We start from the raw sequence: 14,699 nt of genomic DNA on the forward strand, positions 1-14,699 counted from the left end.
GCGGCAAGAACGCCATCGCGATGGGCAACGGCGCGGAAGCCACCGGTGACAACTCCATCAGCATCGGCACGGGCAACAAGGTCAGTGGCAAGAACTCCGGCGCCATCGGCGACCCCAACGATATCAAGGCCGATGGGTCTTACTCCCTGGGTAACGACAACACGATCGGCACTGGAGCCGACGGCTCGTTCGTGGTCGGCAACGGCTCCACCGTGAACCTCGGCGCTGCCGGTGCGCTCGTGTTCGGCAGTGGCGTGGTGATCGGCGCTAACGTCACCAATGCGCTTGCATTCGGCAATGGCTCCAGTGTCAACGCCAACAACGGCGTGGCGATCGGCAATGGCGCCAGCGTCAGCACTGCCAACGGCGTGGCCCTGGGTTCGGGTGCCACCGCCACGGGCGCCACGCTGGGCAATCCGGCCTATCTGGTGGGCGGGGCGGCCACGGGTGAAGTAAGCGTCGGCGCCGCGGGTACCGAGCGCCGCATCACCAACGTGGCGGCCGGCTCGGGCGACACCGATGCAGTCAACGTCGCGCAGTTGAAGGCGGTGAACGCCCAGGCCAACGCCGGCTGGAACCTGAGCGCCAACGGCGGGGCTGCACAGAACATCGCGCCGGGCGGCACGGTGGACTTCGCCGAAGGCAGCAGCAACGTCGTGGTCACCCGCAACGGCAATCAGATCGTGGTGGACACGGCCAAGAATGTGGCTTTCGACACCGTGACCACCGGTCAGACAGTGATGGACAACACCGGCGTCACGGTCGGCGCGAACGTAAAGCTGGGCGACACCGGTCTGACCATCACAGGTGGTCCGAGCGTGACGACCGTCGGAATCGACGCAGGCAACAAAGCCATCACCAACGTGGCTGCTGGGGTGAACGCCACTGACGCCGTCAACGTGAGCCAGCTCAAGTCGGTGAGCGACGGCGCGGTGAAGTACGAGATCGTCAACGGCGCGGTCGACTACAAGAATGTCACGCTGCAGGGCGCGGGCGGCACGATCATCCACAACGTCGCAGACGGTGTGGCACCGACCGATGCCGTCAATTTCAGCCAGCTCACTGTGGCGGCCAACAAGTGGGTCACGGGCAGTCCGTCGGTGTACCGCGCACCTGAGTCGAAGGGGGTGGACAGCATGGCCGTCGGTTCGGGTGCGAAAAGCACCGGCAAGAATTCGGTGGCCTTGGGTGGCAACTCCGACGATGGTGGCCGCGACAACGTGGTCTCCGTCGGCTCCGGCCAAGGTGGTGAGCGTCAGATCACCAACGTGGCCGCTGGCTCGACTTACACCGATGCGGTGAACGTTGGCCAGTTACGCCCCTTCGCCGATGCGCTGGGCGGCGGCATGAAAGTGAATGCCGATGGCACGATCACCGGGCCGACCTTTAACATCAACCGGGTCGAGCAGGATGGCAAGCTCACGCAACAAACTTACAACAACGTGGGCGATGCACTGGGAGGTGTCAGCTACTCGCTGGAAAACCTCACCCAGGACATCAAGGGCGAACAGGCCAACACCAAGTACTTTCGAGCCAACTCGACGGCGGCCGGTGCGGCGGCCATCGGTGCTGAAAGCACGGCGATGGGCCCGCAGTCCACGGCGGGCGGCGCCAGCGCCGTGGCGGTCGGCGACCGGGCGAGCGCGGGCGGCGCGGGCAGCGTGGCGATCGGCCAGCAAAGCAACAGCTCGGGTGCGTCCTCGGTGGCGATCGGCCAGAACGCCCAGGCGACCAACGTCGGTTCCATCGCGCTGGGCCTCAACAGCGCGTCCAGCGGGCTCAACACCATTGCGATCGGCACGGGCGCGGTGGCGACCAACTCCGTGGCCGTCGGTGCCGGCGCGCAGGCCGGTGGCGGCAGTGCGGCTTTCGGTGACAACGCGATGGCGCTGAATGCCCTGCGCGGCACGGCGCTCGGCAATGCGGCGACGGTCACCAGTGCCGGCGGTGTTGCGCTCGGCGCGGGTGCCGTGGCAGACCGAGCCGGCATGAACGGCCAGCGCGAAGCGTTCTCTCGTACCGTGGTCGATTCAACGCAAGGGGCGGTGTCCGTGGGGAGTCCTGGCGGTGAGCGGCAGATCACCAACGTGGCGGGCGGTACGGCCGATACCGATGCGGTCAACGTACGGCAGCTGCGAGCGGTGGCAGTGGAAGGCAGTGTCCGCTACGACACCAACCAGGACGGCACCACCAACTACAGCAACGTGACCATGGGCAACGGCCAGGCGCCGAACGGTACCCGCATCTCGAACGTGGCGCCCGGTATCGCCGGCACCGATGCAGTCAACGTGAACCAGTTGAATCAGGTCCGGAGTGACCTCAATACGGTGAAGCGGAACGCCTACGCGGGTGTGGCCGCGGCGATGGCCACGCAGATGCCTGGCAGCAATGTGCCTGGCAAGACGGTCATGCGGGTCGGCGCAGCCGTCTACAAGGGCGAGACCGCCATGGGCGTGAGCCTCCGCCGCACGGCGGAAAACAACGCGTGGAGCCTCACCGGCGGCGTGGGCGTGAGCCGGGGCGGTGTGGCCGCCACGGTGGGCGCGGAATGGGTTTTCAACTGATTCGACGAGGGGTGTTGGCAATGACGAAAAAAGCACAAAAGACCACTGCCGGTCGCCGATTTCAGGCGCGTTTGGCCGGATTTCACGTCCTGGCATCGGTCCTGCTCCTGGCGGGCTGCGCGCCCGGCCGCCCCATCGATCCGCAGGCGCAGGCTCGCGCGATGGCGGCCAAGCCAGCGGAGCCGACGCCCAACGAGTTTCCGGCGATCGAGACGGCCAAATGGAAGGAGGGCGCCTTCCCGAACCTCGAGAACCTGCGCCTGATGAGCACCGGCATGGGGAAGGACCAGGTTCGGCAGCTCCTGGGCTGGCCGCACTTCAGCGAAGGGCTTTGGGGTGCGCAGGAATGGAACTACATCTTTCATCTCCGCACCGGCAAAGGGGCGGAGTTCATTACCTGCCAGTACATGGTGCGCTTTGACGATGCGATGCTGAGCACCGGTTCGTTCTGGAAGGTGCCGGGATGTGCGGATCTGCTGCGCGCAGCGGCCAAGCCGAAGATGCCAGAGCCGGCGGCGGCCAAGCCTCCGGTGGTGGTGCAACCCCTGCCATCGCCGGCGACCCCTCTCGCGCCGCAGAGGATCAGCCTGGGCACGGATGGCCTGTTCCGTTTTGACGGTGGGGCTTTGTCCGACTTGCAGCCACAAGGGCGGCAGAAGGTCGAGCAGCTCGCTCAGGAGATTCGTCGCAACTTCCGCACGATCCAGTCGATCTCCATCACCGGTCACACCGATCGCCTGGGCAGTACCGCCTACAACGACGCCCTGTCGATCAAGCGTGCGAGCACGGTGCGCGATCTCCTGGTCAGCGCGGGCATCGACGGAGCATTGATAAAGACCTCGGGTGCAGGCAAGAGCCGGCCGGTCGCAGACTGCTCTGGTGCAAAGAAGACGCCGGCGCTTGTGGCCTGTCTGCAGCCGAATCGCCGTGTGGAAGTCGAGGTGCGCGGGGCATCGTAGACCGCCCTGCATGTGATATAGGCAAAGCCGCTCGACGTCCTGCGTCGAGCGGCTTTTTCTTGGGGCTGTCTCAGCAGTAGCGGCTGAGCTCGCTGGTGTGGGCGCTGACGAGGTCGATCATCGGCTGCCAATTGTTCTCGAAGCGGGATTCAACGCCGATCATCGCGCCTTCCGCGTGACCCAGGGCCACGAAGACCCCATGCGCCAGGCTCATCGGCGTGGTGCGATGGTGACCCGCACGCTCGAGCAGGTGAGCCAGGCCCACTTGCTGCTCCAGCAGATGGGCTTCCATGTGAGCGAGCCATGCTTCGATGTCCGCCCGGTACGCCGGGAGATCGCTTTCCTTCGGCACATTGCAGAGCTGCTCCACCATGGCGTGATGAAAGCGCTCACTACGCTCGAACAGCGTTGACAGGAGGTCGGTCTTCGTGAGACCCGGTTCATGCAGGGCCGGGTGAGCGAGTAGAGCCGAGTGCGATGCGTGCTGCATCGGATACCGAGGCGTGCCGCCTCCGAGCACCGGTACATTTGCGTGATAGACGTTGAGGGACGCCTGGAGCAGGTGGCGGACGGTGCCCTCCGGCCTGGGGTCGCCGCGATCCAGGAATCTGTCAGGCACGCCGATCATGAGGCCCTGGAGGCTGCGGTAGGTTCGTTGCAGCTGGTGCAGCGAGCGCTGGATGCGCGTCGCCGATCCGCGGCGATGGCCGCTGATGGTATTACCGATGTGGATCAGATGTTCCTGGGTGTTGAGGGCCCGGTCGTGCAGCTCGACGAGCCCGCCACGACGGCGTGGATGGACATGCGAATCGTGGCTGTCAGGCAGCCGGGCCAGGGTGTCGCAGAAGCGTGCCACGCTGCGGGCCAGCGGCTTCATCGCGTTGTTCACGATGCGCGATGGGCGTTCGGCGCGGTAAGAAGCGAGCATTTTCAGCCCAGTTCGCCTGGTTGAGTCAGGTCGATCCAGCATGCGAAGAGAGGATGCCCGTTGATGATTTGGGGTGGACCGGCGCGGTAGGCCACGAAGTCCAGTTTTCGGAGCAGTCGTTCGACGCCAAGTGGGGACACAGTGATCAGGCGATTCACGCCATGCCGAAGCGCGCAGGACCGCACCGCGTCCAGCAAACCCACGGTCGTTGGCGATGAGAACTGGCCCGACGACACGTTGGAATGGAAGTCGATCGCCGCAAACCGCGACAGCTCCCAAACACCCTCAGAACTGGGTAGCGGCGCATCTCCCATCAGTTGCGGGAACACCTCGCTGAGCAGATAGGGCCGCACGGTCGGTAGCAACCGGGCGATGCCGACATACCTCTCCTCTTCGCGTGCGGCCACATAGATGGTGTCTGGCCGATCGAATTGATCGAGTTCCAGGCCGGCCTGCGTGGCCAAGTCCCACCCCAAGGTTTCGACAAACACCTCGTGTCGGTATCGGGCGAGGCCGACGAGAACTTCGTCGGACAAGTTTTTCGGTGTGCCGGCAATGATTTCCACCCTGACTCCATTTCATTTGAATGGAGTCATTTCACCCAACTCCGCGCTGGGCGGTAACTACCAAAGTTGGTAGTTTGAGAAAAGTTCAGAAACGGTGCGGCAGGACGGCGTATTGAAGGTGCAAGGCTCTGCAGGTGGACTCGGCCCACGCCATGACATCCACTCGGGCAGCAAGACATTCCAGGCTGCGCTGCCAAGGAAGATCCCGTTGGTCGTCACCGACGAGCAGCAGGTTGGTGAAAGGGAGGCCGACGCGATGCCAGCGCACCTGGCCGGGCACGCAGCGGATTTCCCAGTCCCAGCCCAGCGTTGCAGGTGATCCGGCTGCATCGATCCATTCCGTGTAGCCGGCGATCCTCGTTGGGCGACCACATGCTTGCAGCGTTGGCGAACTGTGCTCTTCGTAAATGCCCGATACCAGGTGCGTCAGCTGCAGCGTTTGCAGGGCTGGGGCGGAAAGCCGCAGAAGACCGTCGAGAGAACGTGGTGCACCAAAGGCGGGATGTCTCATGGATTGCGCCCGGTCCCCACGTCAATTGAGCAGTCCGAGTATCACGGCCCTCACGACGGCGGCAGTCTTGTTGGTCGCGCCAAGCTTGGCGGTGGCATTGCGGAGATGAAAGTTGACCGTGTCGACGGAGATGGCAAGTATCTGTCCGATCTCGGCTGCTGTTTTGCCGTCAGCGGTCCACTTCAGCGCTTCGATCTCGCGACCGGTCAGCAGGATGTTCTCGACTTCGAGAAGTTTGGGCATCAGTGTCTGAGTCAGTGCCTGGTGCGCAACGTTGACCAGCCATCGCATCCGGGGTTCATTGACCTTGAGCTCGTTCGCCGAAATCGCCTCGCTCGAACGCGACAAGCTCAGCATGCCGACGACGCCATTGGCGTCCAGGTTCGATTGGGCCCAGCCGACGCGCAGTCCGAAGGATTTCGCCTCTGCCCAGAGCTGCGGAGTCGGTGCGAACAGTCCATCGCTCCAGACCAGAGGCGTCCTGCTGCGCCGGGCGTGCAGGACTGTGGGATCGGTAGCGACATAGCCCGCCTCATGGTAGCGCCTGGCCCAGTCGAGCGGATAGTCGAACAGGGTGTGCACCTTGGGCTGTGATAGCGGAAACGGAAACTGGATCCCGTAGGCGCAGTACTCGAAGCCCAGGCCACGCGCTGCGGCCACGATCTCGTCGAAGATGTTCTGCTCGCCGGGAGCGACGGCGACGATGCGCAGCAGATCCTCCTGCCAGTTTTTCATGACGCGCCTCTCTTGGGGACTTCGGATCGAAAAGAGTCTGCCTGCCCCGTCGTTCTGCGCGGCTTCTCAAGCAGAAATAATCACCATTTTGGAGATCTAGTTTGCACATTCCCGATCTTGCGCCGCTGTCCCTCTTGCGCTTCGAAGCAGCCATCGTCGATCTCGACGGCACCATGGTCGACACGCTCGGCGACTTCGTGGTGGCGCTCAACCGCATGCTCGCCGAGCTTGCCTTGCCGCCGATCACCGCCGAGGCGATCGGCCAGATGATCGGCAAGGGCTCCGAGCACCTGATCCGCTCCGTGCTGGCCCATGTGCGCTGTGGCGAGACACCCGATGCCGCGCTCTTCGATGCCGCCTGGGCGCGCTACCAGCACCACTACCTGGCCATCAACGGCCAACACGCGTCGATCTACGCCGGCGTCGCCGAGGGCTTGGCCGCGCTGCGCGCACGTGGTTTGCGCCTGGCCTGCCTGACCAACAAGCCCACCGCCTTTGCGCGCCCGTTGCTGGCGATCAAGGGCCTGGACGTGCATTTCGAGCATCTGTTCGGCGGCGAGGCCTTCGAGCGCAAGAAGCCGGACCCGCTGCCGCTGCTGAAGACCTGCGAGGCCTTGGGCAGTGCGCCGGCACGTACGTTGATGATCGGCGACTCCAGCAACGACGCGCAGGCCGCGCGTGCCGCCGGCTGCCCGGTGGTGCTGGTGAGCTACGGCTACAACCACGGACAGCCCGTGAGCGAGGTGGATGCCGACGGCTATGTGGATTCCCTCGCCGACCTGGCCCGCATGCTTGGCCCGGGTTGACGATAGTTGACAGGCGAATTGATGAAAAGTAATGTAATAACAGGCCCGCTGACTTTCCGGCGGCCCGTGGCCCTCAACACTTTTCCTTACTATGAACATCGCGATCCTGGGCGGCGGCCATGGCTGCTATGCCGCTGCCGCTGACCTCTCCGAAGCCGGCCATTCGGTGCGCCTGTGGCGGCGTGACGCCGATGCGCTGGCGCCCGTGCGCCAGGCGGGATCGATCCGACTGAAGGACGCGAAGGGCGCGCGCGACGTGCCGATCGCGCTGGCCACGGCCGACATCGGCGAGGCGCTGCGTGGCGCGGCGCTGATCGTGATTCCCACGCCCGCGATCGCGCAGGAGGACATCGCCCGCGAGATGGCGCCGCACCTGGTCGACGGCCAGGTTGTATTTCTGCCGCCCGGCACCTTCGGCAGCTTCGTGATGGCCCGCATCGTGAAGGCGGCCGGCAACCATGCCGACGTGGCCTGGGCCGAGACGGGCACGTTGCCCTACCTGGCGCGCAAGCACGGCGACCGCGAGGTCAACGTGACGATCCGCGCGATCCGCCTGCCCACCGGCGTCTATCCGGCGCGCAAGGAGCGCGAGGCGCTCGAGGTGATCCGCCAGGCCTACCCGAGCGTGCACGGATGCGGCGATGCCCTCTCGGGTGCGCTGATGAATGCCGGGCCGGTCATCCATCCGCCGCTGATGGTGATGAACGCTGCGCCGCTGCAGCATTTCGAGCGCTGGGACATCCACAACGAAGGCACGCAGCGCGCCGTGCGCGACGTGACCGATCGGCTCGACCAGGAGCGCATCGCGGTACGCGAGGCCTTCGGCCAGGTTGCGCCGCACTACCCGCTGGCGGACCACTACAACAACGACCAGTGGATGTACGGCGATGCCCACAAGCAGCTGGTCAAGTCGGGCGATTGGCGCGAGAACATCGACCTCTATGCGCACCGCTACATCACGGAAGACACCGAGCTGGGCCTCGCCTTCCTGGCCTCGGCGGCGCGCTACGCGGGCGTGGATGCGCCGATCGCGCACGGGCTGCTGGCCATCGTGGGAGGCTTCCTCGGCCGCGATCTGCGCCAGGGGCCGCGCAGCTTCGAGGCCCTGGGACTCGCCGGCCTGGATCGCGACGCGCTGAAGAAGAGGCTGCACGATGGCGAATGAGGCCGCGCCCCCGCGCTTTGCCGCCGTCGGCGCGGGCCGCATGGGGCGGGGCATCGCGATCGCCTTCGCCTACGCGGGACACCGGATCGCGCTGGTCGACCTGCGCGTGCGCAGCGAGCAGGCCTGGCAGAAGCTGCGCAGCGAGGTGCTGGCCGAGATCGAGGGCAGCCTCGCCGGCCTGGCGCAGCTTGGCGTGCTCGATGCGGCGCAGGTGCCTGCGATCGCCGCGCGCGTCGAAGTCGTGCCGGTGTCCGGGGCGCCGCGCGCGCTGGCGGGCGCCGAACTGGTGTTCGAGGGGGTGCCCGAAACGATGGCGGCCAAGCGCGAAGCCTTCGAGCAGATCAACCGCCATTGCCGCGAGGACGCGATCCTCACCTCCACCACCAGCAGCATCCTGGTGACGCAGATCGCCGCACTGGTGAAGAAGCCGGAGCGCTTCCTCAACATGCACTGGCTCAACCCGGCCTACGTGATCCCGGTGGTGGAGCTCAGCACGCACCCGGGCACCGATGCCGCGGTGCTGGCGCGCACCAAGGGGCTGATGGAGCAGATCGGCAAGCTGCCGGTGGTGTGCGGCCCGACGCCCGGCTACATCGTGCCGCGACTGCAGGCACTGGTGATGAACGAGGCCGCGCGCATGGTGGAAGAGGGCGCCGCCACCGCCGAGGAGATCGACAAGGCCACGCGCTACGGCATGGGCCTGCGCTTCGCCGCGCTGGGCGTGGTGGAGTTCATCGACTTCGGCGGCGCGGACATCCTGCACCACGCGAGCCGCGAGATGTCGGGCTCGATCGATGCCGCGCGCTATGCCGCGCCAGCGGTGCTCGACCGCATGATGGCCGAGGGGCGGCTGGGACTGAAGAGCGGCAGCGGCTTCTACGACTATGCCGGCCGCGACGTCGGTGCCTACAGGCGCGACGTGCTGGCGCGCACGCTCGGCATGTTGAAGCACGCCGGGCTGTGGCGGCCGCCGGCCGACGAGACACGGCCATGAGCAGGATCCGCCGCGCCTTCGCGGACCTGTCGGTCGGGCAGGTCCACTACGCGAGTTGCGGCGATCCGCGCGCAGAGACCGTGCTGCTGCTGCACCAGTCGCCGCGCAGCTGGGCCGAATACCGGCATGTGCTGCCTCTCCTCGGCGAGCGCTTCCGCGCGGTCGCGATGGACACGGCCGGCTTCGGCGATTCCGAGGACGGCGGCGTGCCGGCCAGCATCGAGCAGTGGGCGCGCGTGGCCATCGAGCTGCTCGACGCGCTGGGCGTTGCCCGTGCGCATGTGGTCGGGCATCACACGGGCGGCGTGATCGCGATCGAGCTGGCCAGCGCCTTCGCGCAGCGCGTGCACGGGCTGGTGTTGTCGTCCACGCCGTACGCCGATGCGACCTTCCGGCGCGCGCGGGCCGAGCGCCCGCCGATCGACGAGGTGGCGATGAGCCAGGACGGCAGCCATCTCGCGGCGCTGTGGGACAAACGCCGGGGCTTCTACCCGCCGGGGCGGCCCGAGCTACTCGAGGCTTTCGTGCAGGACGCGCTCAAGGTCAGCGGCCGCATGGAGGAAGGCCACCGCGCCGTGGCCGCCTACCGCATGGAGGACCGCATCGCCAAGGTCCGGCAGCCTACGCTGATCCTGCGTGCGACCGACGATCCCTTCGCCGCGCCGCATGCGGTCGAATTGAAGGAACACATTCCGCAAGCACGTATCGTCGAGATCCCGGGCGGCATGGTGCCCTTGCCCGACCAGATGCCGGCGGCCTTCTCCGCAGCGGTGCTGGCCTTCCTGGAGGCGCTGCGGTGAAGGCGGTGCGCATCGCCGGCTTCGGCGCGGCACCGGTGCTGGAGGAGATGCCCGATCCGCAGCCGCGCGCCGGCCGCACGATCGTGCGCATGGCCGCCGCCACGGTGGGTCACATCGACCGCACGGTCTGGACCGGCGCCTTCCTGCGTCATCCGCCGCTGCCCTACGTGCCGGGCGTCGAGGCCGCGGGCATCGTGGTCGCGAGCGACCGCCATGCGCCCGGCCAGCGCGTGTGGGTGCGCGGCAGCGGGCTCGGCACCATGGAGAACGGCACCTGGTGCGAGCTGATCGATGCGCCCGACGAGGCGCTGGGCCTGTTGCCCGACGGGATCGACATGGCCCTGGGCTCGGCCTTCTTCTCGCCCTGCACCTCGGCTTGGGTCGCGCTGCACGAGGTGGCGAAGCTGCAGCCCGGCGAGCGGGTGCTGGTCACCGGCGCCACCGGCGCGGTCGGTTCCATGACGGTGCAACTGGCGCGCGATGCCGGTGCCATCGTGCTCGCCAGGATCGAAGACGCCGCGCTGCAGCCCGCGGACCTCCTCGTCGACACGGTGGGCGGCCCGGTGCTGGAAGCGGCGCTGCCCTGCATCGCGCCCGGTGGCCGCGCGGTGCTGGTGGGCTACACGGCCGGCAACGCGCTGCCGCTGAACCTCGCGCATTTCCTGCAGCGCGACGTGGCGCTGCTGCCGCTCAACATGTTCCGGCGCGAGGCCGCTGGTCGCGCGGCCGTGCCCGAACTGCTCGCGCGCCTTGCGGATGGAAGATTGAAGCTCGAGGTCCGGCGCTTCGGCCTGGCCGAAGCCGCCACCGCGCTCGAATGGATCGCGCAGCGCGGCCACCGCGGCCGGGCGGTGCTGGTGCCCTGAGGGTGGTGCCCGCCACCAGGATCTGAGATCCTTGCGCCCGGCGCCGCTGTCCGGCGCAGGAAGGCATCGACATGGAGACCCATCCCTGGCTGTCCCTGAGCACACCGGTGGCCGCCGCGCGCGCCGCCGGCCGGCCGCTGGTGGGGCTGGAGTCCACCATCATCGCGCACGGCATGCCGTACCCGGAGAACCTGCGCACCGCGCGCGAGGTGGAGGCGTTGATCCGCGGCATGGGCGCCGAGCCCGCCACCATCGCGGTGATCGGCGGACGCATCCGCATCGGGCTGTCCGACGAGGAACTGGAGCTGCTGGCGCAATCCGGCCGCGTGCACAAGGTCAGCCGGCGCGACCTGCCGGCCGTGCTGGCCAGCGGCGAGCCCGGCGCCACCACGGTGGCCGGCACGATGATCTGCGCGGCGCTGGCCGGCATCGAGGTCTTCGTCACCGGCGGCATCGGCGGCGTGCACCGCGGTGCGCCGCAGAGCTTCGACATCTCCGCCGACCTGCAGGAGCTGGCCAGGACCTCGGTCGCGGTGGTGTGCGCCGGCGCGAAGTCCATCCTCGACATCGGGCTCACGCTGGAGTACCTGGAGACGCATGGCGTGCCGGTGCTCAGTTGCGGGCAGGACAACTTCGCGGCCTTCTACACGCGCGACAGCGGCTTCCGCGCGGACTACCGGCTGGACGATGCCCAGGCGCAGGCACGCTTCATCCGCACCAAGTGGGACCTGGGCCTGGCCGGGGGCGTGGTGCTGAGCACGCCGGTACCGGAAAACGCGGCCATGCCGCGCGAGGAGATCGATGCAATCACGCAACTGGCGCTGACCGAGGCCGATGCGCGGGGCATCGCCGGCAAGGCCGTCACGCCCTTTCTGCTGGCGCGCATCCAGGCACTGACCGGCGGGCGCAGCCTGGCGACCAACATCGCGCTGATCAGGCACAACGCCGAAGTGGGTGCGCGGCTGGCGCTGGCCCTGGCGCGCGCGTAGCGGCCTACTCCTCCTCGCTCTCGTCGCTGTCCTGCGGCGCCCGCGCATGCAGCTCGATCATCTGCCGCAGGGTGGTCTTCAGCTCTTCGGCGCGCAGCAGGCCGAAGGGCTCCAGCACGCGCCGCTCGTGCTCGCGCGCCAGATCCATCAGGTGCTCCACCGTCTTGGCGCCCTTGCGCGTGATGCGCACCAGCGTGATGCGGCGATCACTGCCGTGGGGCAGGCGCTCGACCTGGCCCTTGGATTCCATGCGGTCCAGCAGGCGCGTCACCGTGGGCTGCTTGGTCACCGTCACCTGCGCCAGCTGGCCGATGCTGATGGGGTCGCCGCCCGCCAGCGAGGCCATGACCCGCCATTCCGACACCGAGAAGCCGTGCTGCCGCGCGACCACGTGGAACTCCGACGAGATCAGCTGGCTGGCCTGCGCGAGCAGGGCCGGCAGGTAGTCCTCGACGAAGCGAAGCGGCTTTCTAGACGCGGTCGATGCCATGAAGACTCCCCGGGGTTCTGGCAGGCACGCAGCTTGCGTATCTAGGGTTATTCATGATTGTGGATACATTCACTTGTCAACATTATAGGGACCGCACGATGAGGCGGCCCATCGCCGTCACGGGAAAGAAACGACATCATGGCTGAACGATCATTCGTTGAGGAGGTCAAGAAGCTCCGACTTTCGGAGGGGGAGCTGTTCCGGGGCGAGGGCATCCTGGCGGTGACCAAGGCGCTGCTCGAATCCGGCGTCTCCTACGTGGCCGGCTACCAGGGCGCGCCCATCTCGCACCTGATGGACGTGCTGGCCGATGCCCAGGACATCCTGGCTGAGCAGGGCATCCGTTTCGAGAACAGCGCCAGCGAGGCCACGGCGGCCGCCACCCTGGCCGCCTCGGTCAACTACCCGCTGCGAGGCGCCGTCACCTTCAAGGCGACCGTGGGCACCAACGTGGCCTCCGACGCGCTGGCCAACCTGGCTTCCGGCGGCGTGACAGGCGGCGCCCTGATCATCGTGGGCGAGGACTACGGCGAGGGCTCCTCGATCATGCAGGAGCGCAGCCATGCCTTCGCGATGAAGTCGCAGATCTGGCTGCTGGATCCGCGGCCCAACCTGCCTTCCATCGTGGAGGCGGTGAAGAAGGGCTTCGAGCTGTCCGAGGCCAGCCGCACGCCGGTCATGCTGCAGCTGCGCATCCGCGCCTGCCACGTGCACGGCCAGTTCGTCACCGGGGCCAACCGGCGCGCCGACTTCACGCTCAAGGACGCGCTGGAGAACCCGCAGCGCGACGTCAGCCGCATCGTGCTGCCGCCGGCCAGCTTCGTGCACGAGCAGGAGAAGGTGAAGGAGCGCTGGCCCGCCGCGCTGCGCTTCATCGAGGAACACCAGCTCAACGAGTTCTTCTCGGCCGATGCCGACGACATCGGCATCATCGTCCAGGGCGGCAGCTACAACACCCAACTGCGCGCGCTCGAGCGCCTGGGCCTGGCCGACGTGTACGGCAACACGCAGGTGCCGCTGTACGTGATGAACGTGGCCTACCCGCTGGTGGACAACGAGGTGCTGCGCTTCTGCGAGGGCAAGCGCGCGGTGCTGGTGGTCGAGGAGGGCCAGCCCAACTTCGTCGAGCAGAACCTCGCGACCATCCTGCGCCAGGCCGGCTCGACCACCGTCCTGCACGGCAAGGACATGCTGCCGGTCGCCGGCGAATACACCGCGGCCGAGCTGCTCAAGGGCACGCGCGCCTTCGCGGAGCGCTACGGCCGGTTGGCCCCGTTGCCGGTGCCCGCGCCGGTGCGCAAGGTGATCCCGCTCAAGGAAGTCGCCGAGATCGGCGTCGATGCCGCACCCGAGCCGGCCCTGCCGCTGGGCGACAGCGTCCACGCTCGCCCGCCGGGCTTCTGCACCGGCTGCCCCGAGCGCCCCATCTTCGCCGCGATGAAGCTCGTGGAGCGCGAACTCGGCCCGCACCACGTGAGCGCCGACATCGGCTGCCACCTGTTCTCCATCCTGCCGCCCTTCAACATAGGCAACACCACCATGGGCTACGGCCTGGGCGGTGCCGGCGCGGCCGCGCTCAATGCGCCGGCCGGCAAGCGCGCCATCTCGATGATGGGCGACGGCGGCTTCTGGCACAACGGCTTGACCAGCGGCGTCGCCAACGCGGTCTTCAACCGGAGCGACAACCTGACCATCGTGGTCGACAACAACTACACCTCGGCCACCGGCGGCCAGGACATCCTGTCGTCGAAGGCGCAGAACGCGACCCGCAGCACCGGCCATGCGATCGAGCGCGCGGTGCGCGGCGTCGGCGTGGAATGGGTGAGGACACTGCGCCGCACCTACGACGTGGCCGGCATGCGCGACGCCATCAAGGAGGCGCTCACCACGAAGCAGAAGGGCCCCAAGGTCCTGATCGCGCAGTCCGAGTGCATGCTCAACAAGCAGCGCCGCGAGAAGCCGCTGGTGCGCAAGGCCATCGCCGACGGCAAGCGCATGGTGCGCGACAAGTTCGGCGTCGACTCCGACACCTGCACCGGCGACCATTCCTGCATCCGGCTCTCCGGCTGCCCGTCGCTGTCGATCAAGGCCAACCCCGATCCGCTGCGGACGGACCCCGTCGCCACCGTGCTCGACAGCTGCGTGGGCTGCGGCAACTGCGGCGACGTCTCGCATGCCGCGGTGCTGTGCCCCTCCTTCTACAAGGCGCAGATCGTCAGCAACCCCACGGGCTGGGACCGCTTCCGCCAGTGGGTGCGCACGGCCGTGATCGGCTGGCTGCAGCGCGGCGAGGCCAGGCGCCGAGAAACCTATGCCTTCTGACCCG

14 protein-coding genes are annotated in these 14,699 nt (G+C 67.4%); 9 read left to right on the top strand and 5 right to left on the bottom strand.

Translation table 11 applies throughout. The features are described 5' to 3' along the window. On the top strand, positions 1 to 2,564 hold a 2,564-nt coding region (locus A8M77_RS29380; protein WP_086925008.1), incomplete at its 5' end, for a YadA family autotransporter adhesin. Between the two features lie 20 nt (positions 2,565 to 2,584). Continuing rightward, positions 2,585 to 3,523 (top strand): OmpA family protein, encoded by a 939-nt coding sequence (locus tag A8M77_RS29385; protein WP_086925009.1) that lies wholly within the window; start codon positions 2,585 to 2,587, stop codon positions 3,521 to 3,523. A gap of 70 nt (positions 3,524 to 3,593) precedes the next feature. Here the strand turns inward: A8M77_RS29385 and A8M77_RS29390 are convergent, their stop codons facing one another. From A8M77_RS29390 to A8M77_RS29405, 4 genes are all read right to left on the bottom strand, one after another. Further along, complete coding sequence (locus A8M77_RS29390; RefSeq protein ID WP_086925010.1) at positions 3,594 to 4,451, bottom strand: hypothetical protein; 858 nt, start codon at positions 4,449 to 4,451, stop codon at positions 3,594 to 3,596. 2 nt (positions 4,452 to 4,453) lie between these two features. Next, on the bottom strand, positions 4,454 to 5,017 hold the full coding sequence (locus tag A8M77_RS29395; RefSeq protein ID WP_086925011.1) for an acyl-homoserine-lactone synthase: 564 nt from the start codon (positions 5,015 to 5,017) through the stop codon (positions 4,454 to 4,456). An 85-nt stretch (positions 5,018 to 5,102) separates the two neighbouring features. After that, entirely contained in the window at positions 5,103 to 5,528 is a 426-nt protein-coding gene (locus A8M77_RS29400; RefSeq protein ID WP_086925012.1) for a DUF4902 domain-containing protein, read from the bottom strand. Positions 5,529 to 5,549: 21 nt separating this feature from the next. Then, positions 5,550 to 6,263, bottom strand: a complete 714-nt coding sequence (locus A8M77_RS29405) for an autoinducer binding domain-containing protein (protein ID WP_086925013.1) — start codon at positions 6,261 to 6,263, stop codon at positions 5,550 to 5,552. A 101-nt stretch (positions 6,264 to 6,364) separates the two neighbouring features. Between A8M77_RS29405 and A8M77_RS29410 the strand changes: the two genes are divergently transcribed. From A8M77_RS29410 to A8M77_RS29435, 6 genes are all read left to right on the top strand, one after another. Continuing rightward, positions 6,365 to 7,069: a phosphoglycolate phosphatase gene (locus A8M77_RS29410; protein ID WP_443272978.1), complete on the top strand. Its 705-nt coding sequence runs from the start codon at positions 6,365 to 6,367 to the stop codon at positions 7,067 to 7,069. Positions 7,070 to 7,160: 91 nt separating this feature from the next. Beyond that, positions 7,161 to 8,234 carry an NAD/NADP-dependent octopine/nopaline dehydrogenase family protein gene (locus A8M77_RS29415; RefSeq protein ID WP_086925014.1) on the top strand — a complete coding sequence of 358 codons (1,074 nt, stop codon included), beginning with the start codon at positions 7,161 to 7,163 and terminating at the stop codon, positions 8,232 to 8,234. Beyond that, positions 8,224 to 9,228, top strand: a complete 1,005-nt coding sequence (locus A8M77_RS29420; protein WP_086925015.1) for a 3-hydroxybutyryl-CoA dehydrogenase — start codon at positions 8,224 to 8,226, stop codon at positions 9,226 to 9,228. The genes A8M77_RS29415 and A8M77_RS29420 overlap by 11 nt, the downstream gene beginning before the upstream one ends. Further along, a complete protein-coding gene (locus A8M77_RS29425) occupies positions 9,225 to 10,028 on the top strand; it encodes an alpha/beta fold hydrolase (protein ID WP_086925016.1) in 804 nt (267 codons plus the stop codon). Before A8M77_RS29420 ends, A8M77_RS29425 begins: the two co-directional genes overlap by 4 nt. Then, positions 10,025 to 10,894 carry a quinone oxidoreductase family protein gene (locus A8M77_RS29430; RefSeq protein WP_086925017.1) on the top strand — a complete coding sequence of 290 codons (870 nt, stop codon included), beginning with the start codon at positions 10,025 to 10,027 and terminating at the stop codon, positions 10,892 to 10,894. Before A8M77_RS29425 ends, A8M77_RS29430 begins: the two co-directional genes overlap by 4 nt. A gap of 71 nt (positions 10,895 to 10,965) precedes the next feature. Next, positions 10,966 to 11,883, top strand: a complete 918-nt coding sequence (locus A8M77_RS29435) for a pseudouridine-5'-phosphate glycosidase (protein WP_086925018.1) — start codon at positions 10,966 to 10,968, stop codon at positions 11,881 to 11,883. A 4-nt stretch (positions 11,884 to 11,887) separates the two neighbouring features. Here the strand turns inward: A8M77_RS29435 and A8M77_RS29440 are convergent, their stop codons facing one another. Continuing rightward, the gene (locus tag A8M77_RS29440) at positions 11,888 to 12,373 is read right to left on the bottom strand and encodes a MarR family winged helix-turn-helix transcriptional regulator (RefSeq protein WP_086925019.1); all 486 of its coding nucleotides are present in this window, start codon (positions 12,371 to 12,373) and stop codon (positions 11,888 to 11,890) included. Between the two features lie 138 nt (positions 12,374 to 12,511). Between A8M77_RS29440 and A8M77_RS29445 the strand changes: the two genes are divergently transcribed. Then, positions 12,512 to 14,695 (top strand): thiamine pyrophosphate-dependent enzyme, encoded by a 2,184-nt coding sequence (locus tag A8M77_RS29445; RefSeq protein ID WP_086925020.1) that lies wholly within the window; start codon positions 12,512 to 12,514, stop codon positions 14,693 to 14,695. The last annotated feature ends 4 nt before the right edge of the window (positions 14,696 to 14,699 follow it).

This window comes from Variovorax sp. JS1663, from assembly GCF_002157355.1.
In the GTDB taxonomy this organism is placed as follows: Bacteria; Pseudomonadota; Gammaproteobacteria; order Burkholderiales; family Burkholderiaceae_C; genus Variovorax.

Bases quoted from the DNA above. Each gene is read 5' to 3' on its own strand.
- A8M77_RS29440 (WP_086925019.1), bottom strand. From the start codon at position 12,373: ATGGCATCGACCGCGTCTAGAAAGCCGCTTCGCTTCGTCGAGGACTAC.
- A8M77_RS29425 (WP_086925016.1), top strand. From the start codon at position 9,225: ATGAGCAGGATCCGCCGCGCCTTCGCGGACCTGTCGGTCGGGCAGGTC.
- A8M77_RS29435 (WP_086925018.1), top strand. From the start codon at position 10,966: ATGGAGACCCATCCCTGGCTGTCCCTGAGCACACCGGTGGCCGCCGCG.
- A8M77_RS29400 (WP_086925012.1), bottom strand. From the start codon at position 5,528: ATGAGACATCCCGCCTTTGGTGCACCACGTTCTCTCGACGGTCTTCTG.
- A8M77_RS29415 (WP_086925014.1), top strand. From the start codon at position 7,161: ATGAACATCGCGATCCTGGGCGGCGGCCATGGCTGCTATGCCGCTGCC.
- A8M77_RS29445 (WP_086925020.1), top strand. From the start codon at position 12,512: ATGGCTGAACGATCATTCGTTGAGGAGGTCAAGAAGCTCCGACTTTCG.
- A8M77_RS29390 (WP_086925010.1), bottom strand. From the start codon at position 4,451: ATGCTCGCTTCTTACCGCGCCGAACGCCCATCGCGCATCGTGAACAAC.
- A8M77_RS29385 (WP_086925009.1), top strand. From the start codon at position 2,585: ATGACGAAAAAAGCACAAAAGACCACTGCCGGTCGCCGATTTCAGGCG.
- A8M77_RS29405 (WP_086925013.1), bottom strand. From the start codon at position 6,263: ATGAAAAACTGGCAGGAGGATCTGCTGCGCATCGTCGCCGTCGCTCCC.
- A8M77_RS29420 (WP_086925015.1), top strand. From the start codon at position 8,224: ATGGCGAATGAGGCCGCGCCCCCGCGCTTTGCCGCCGTCGGCGCGGGC.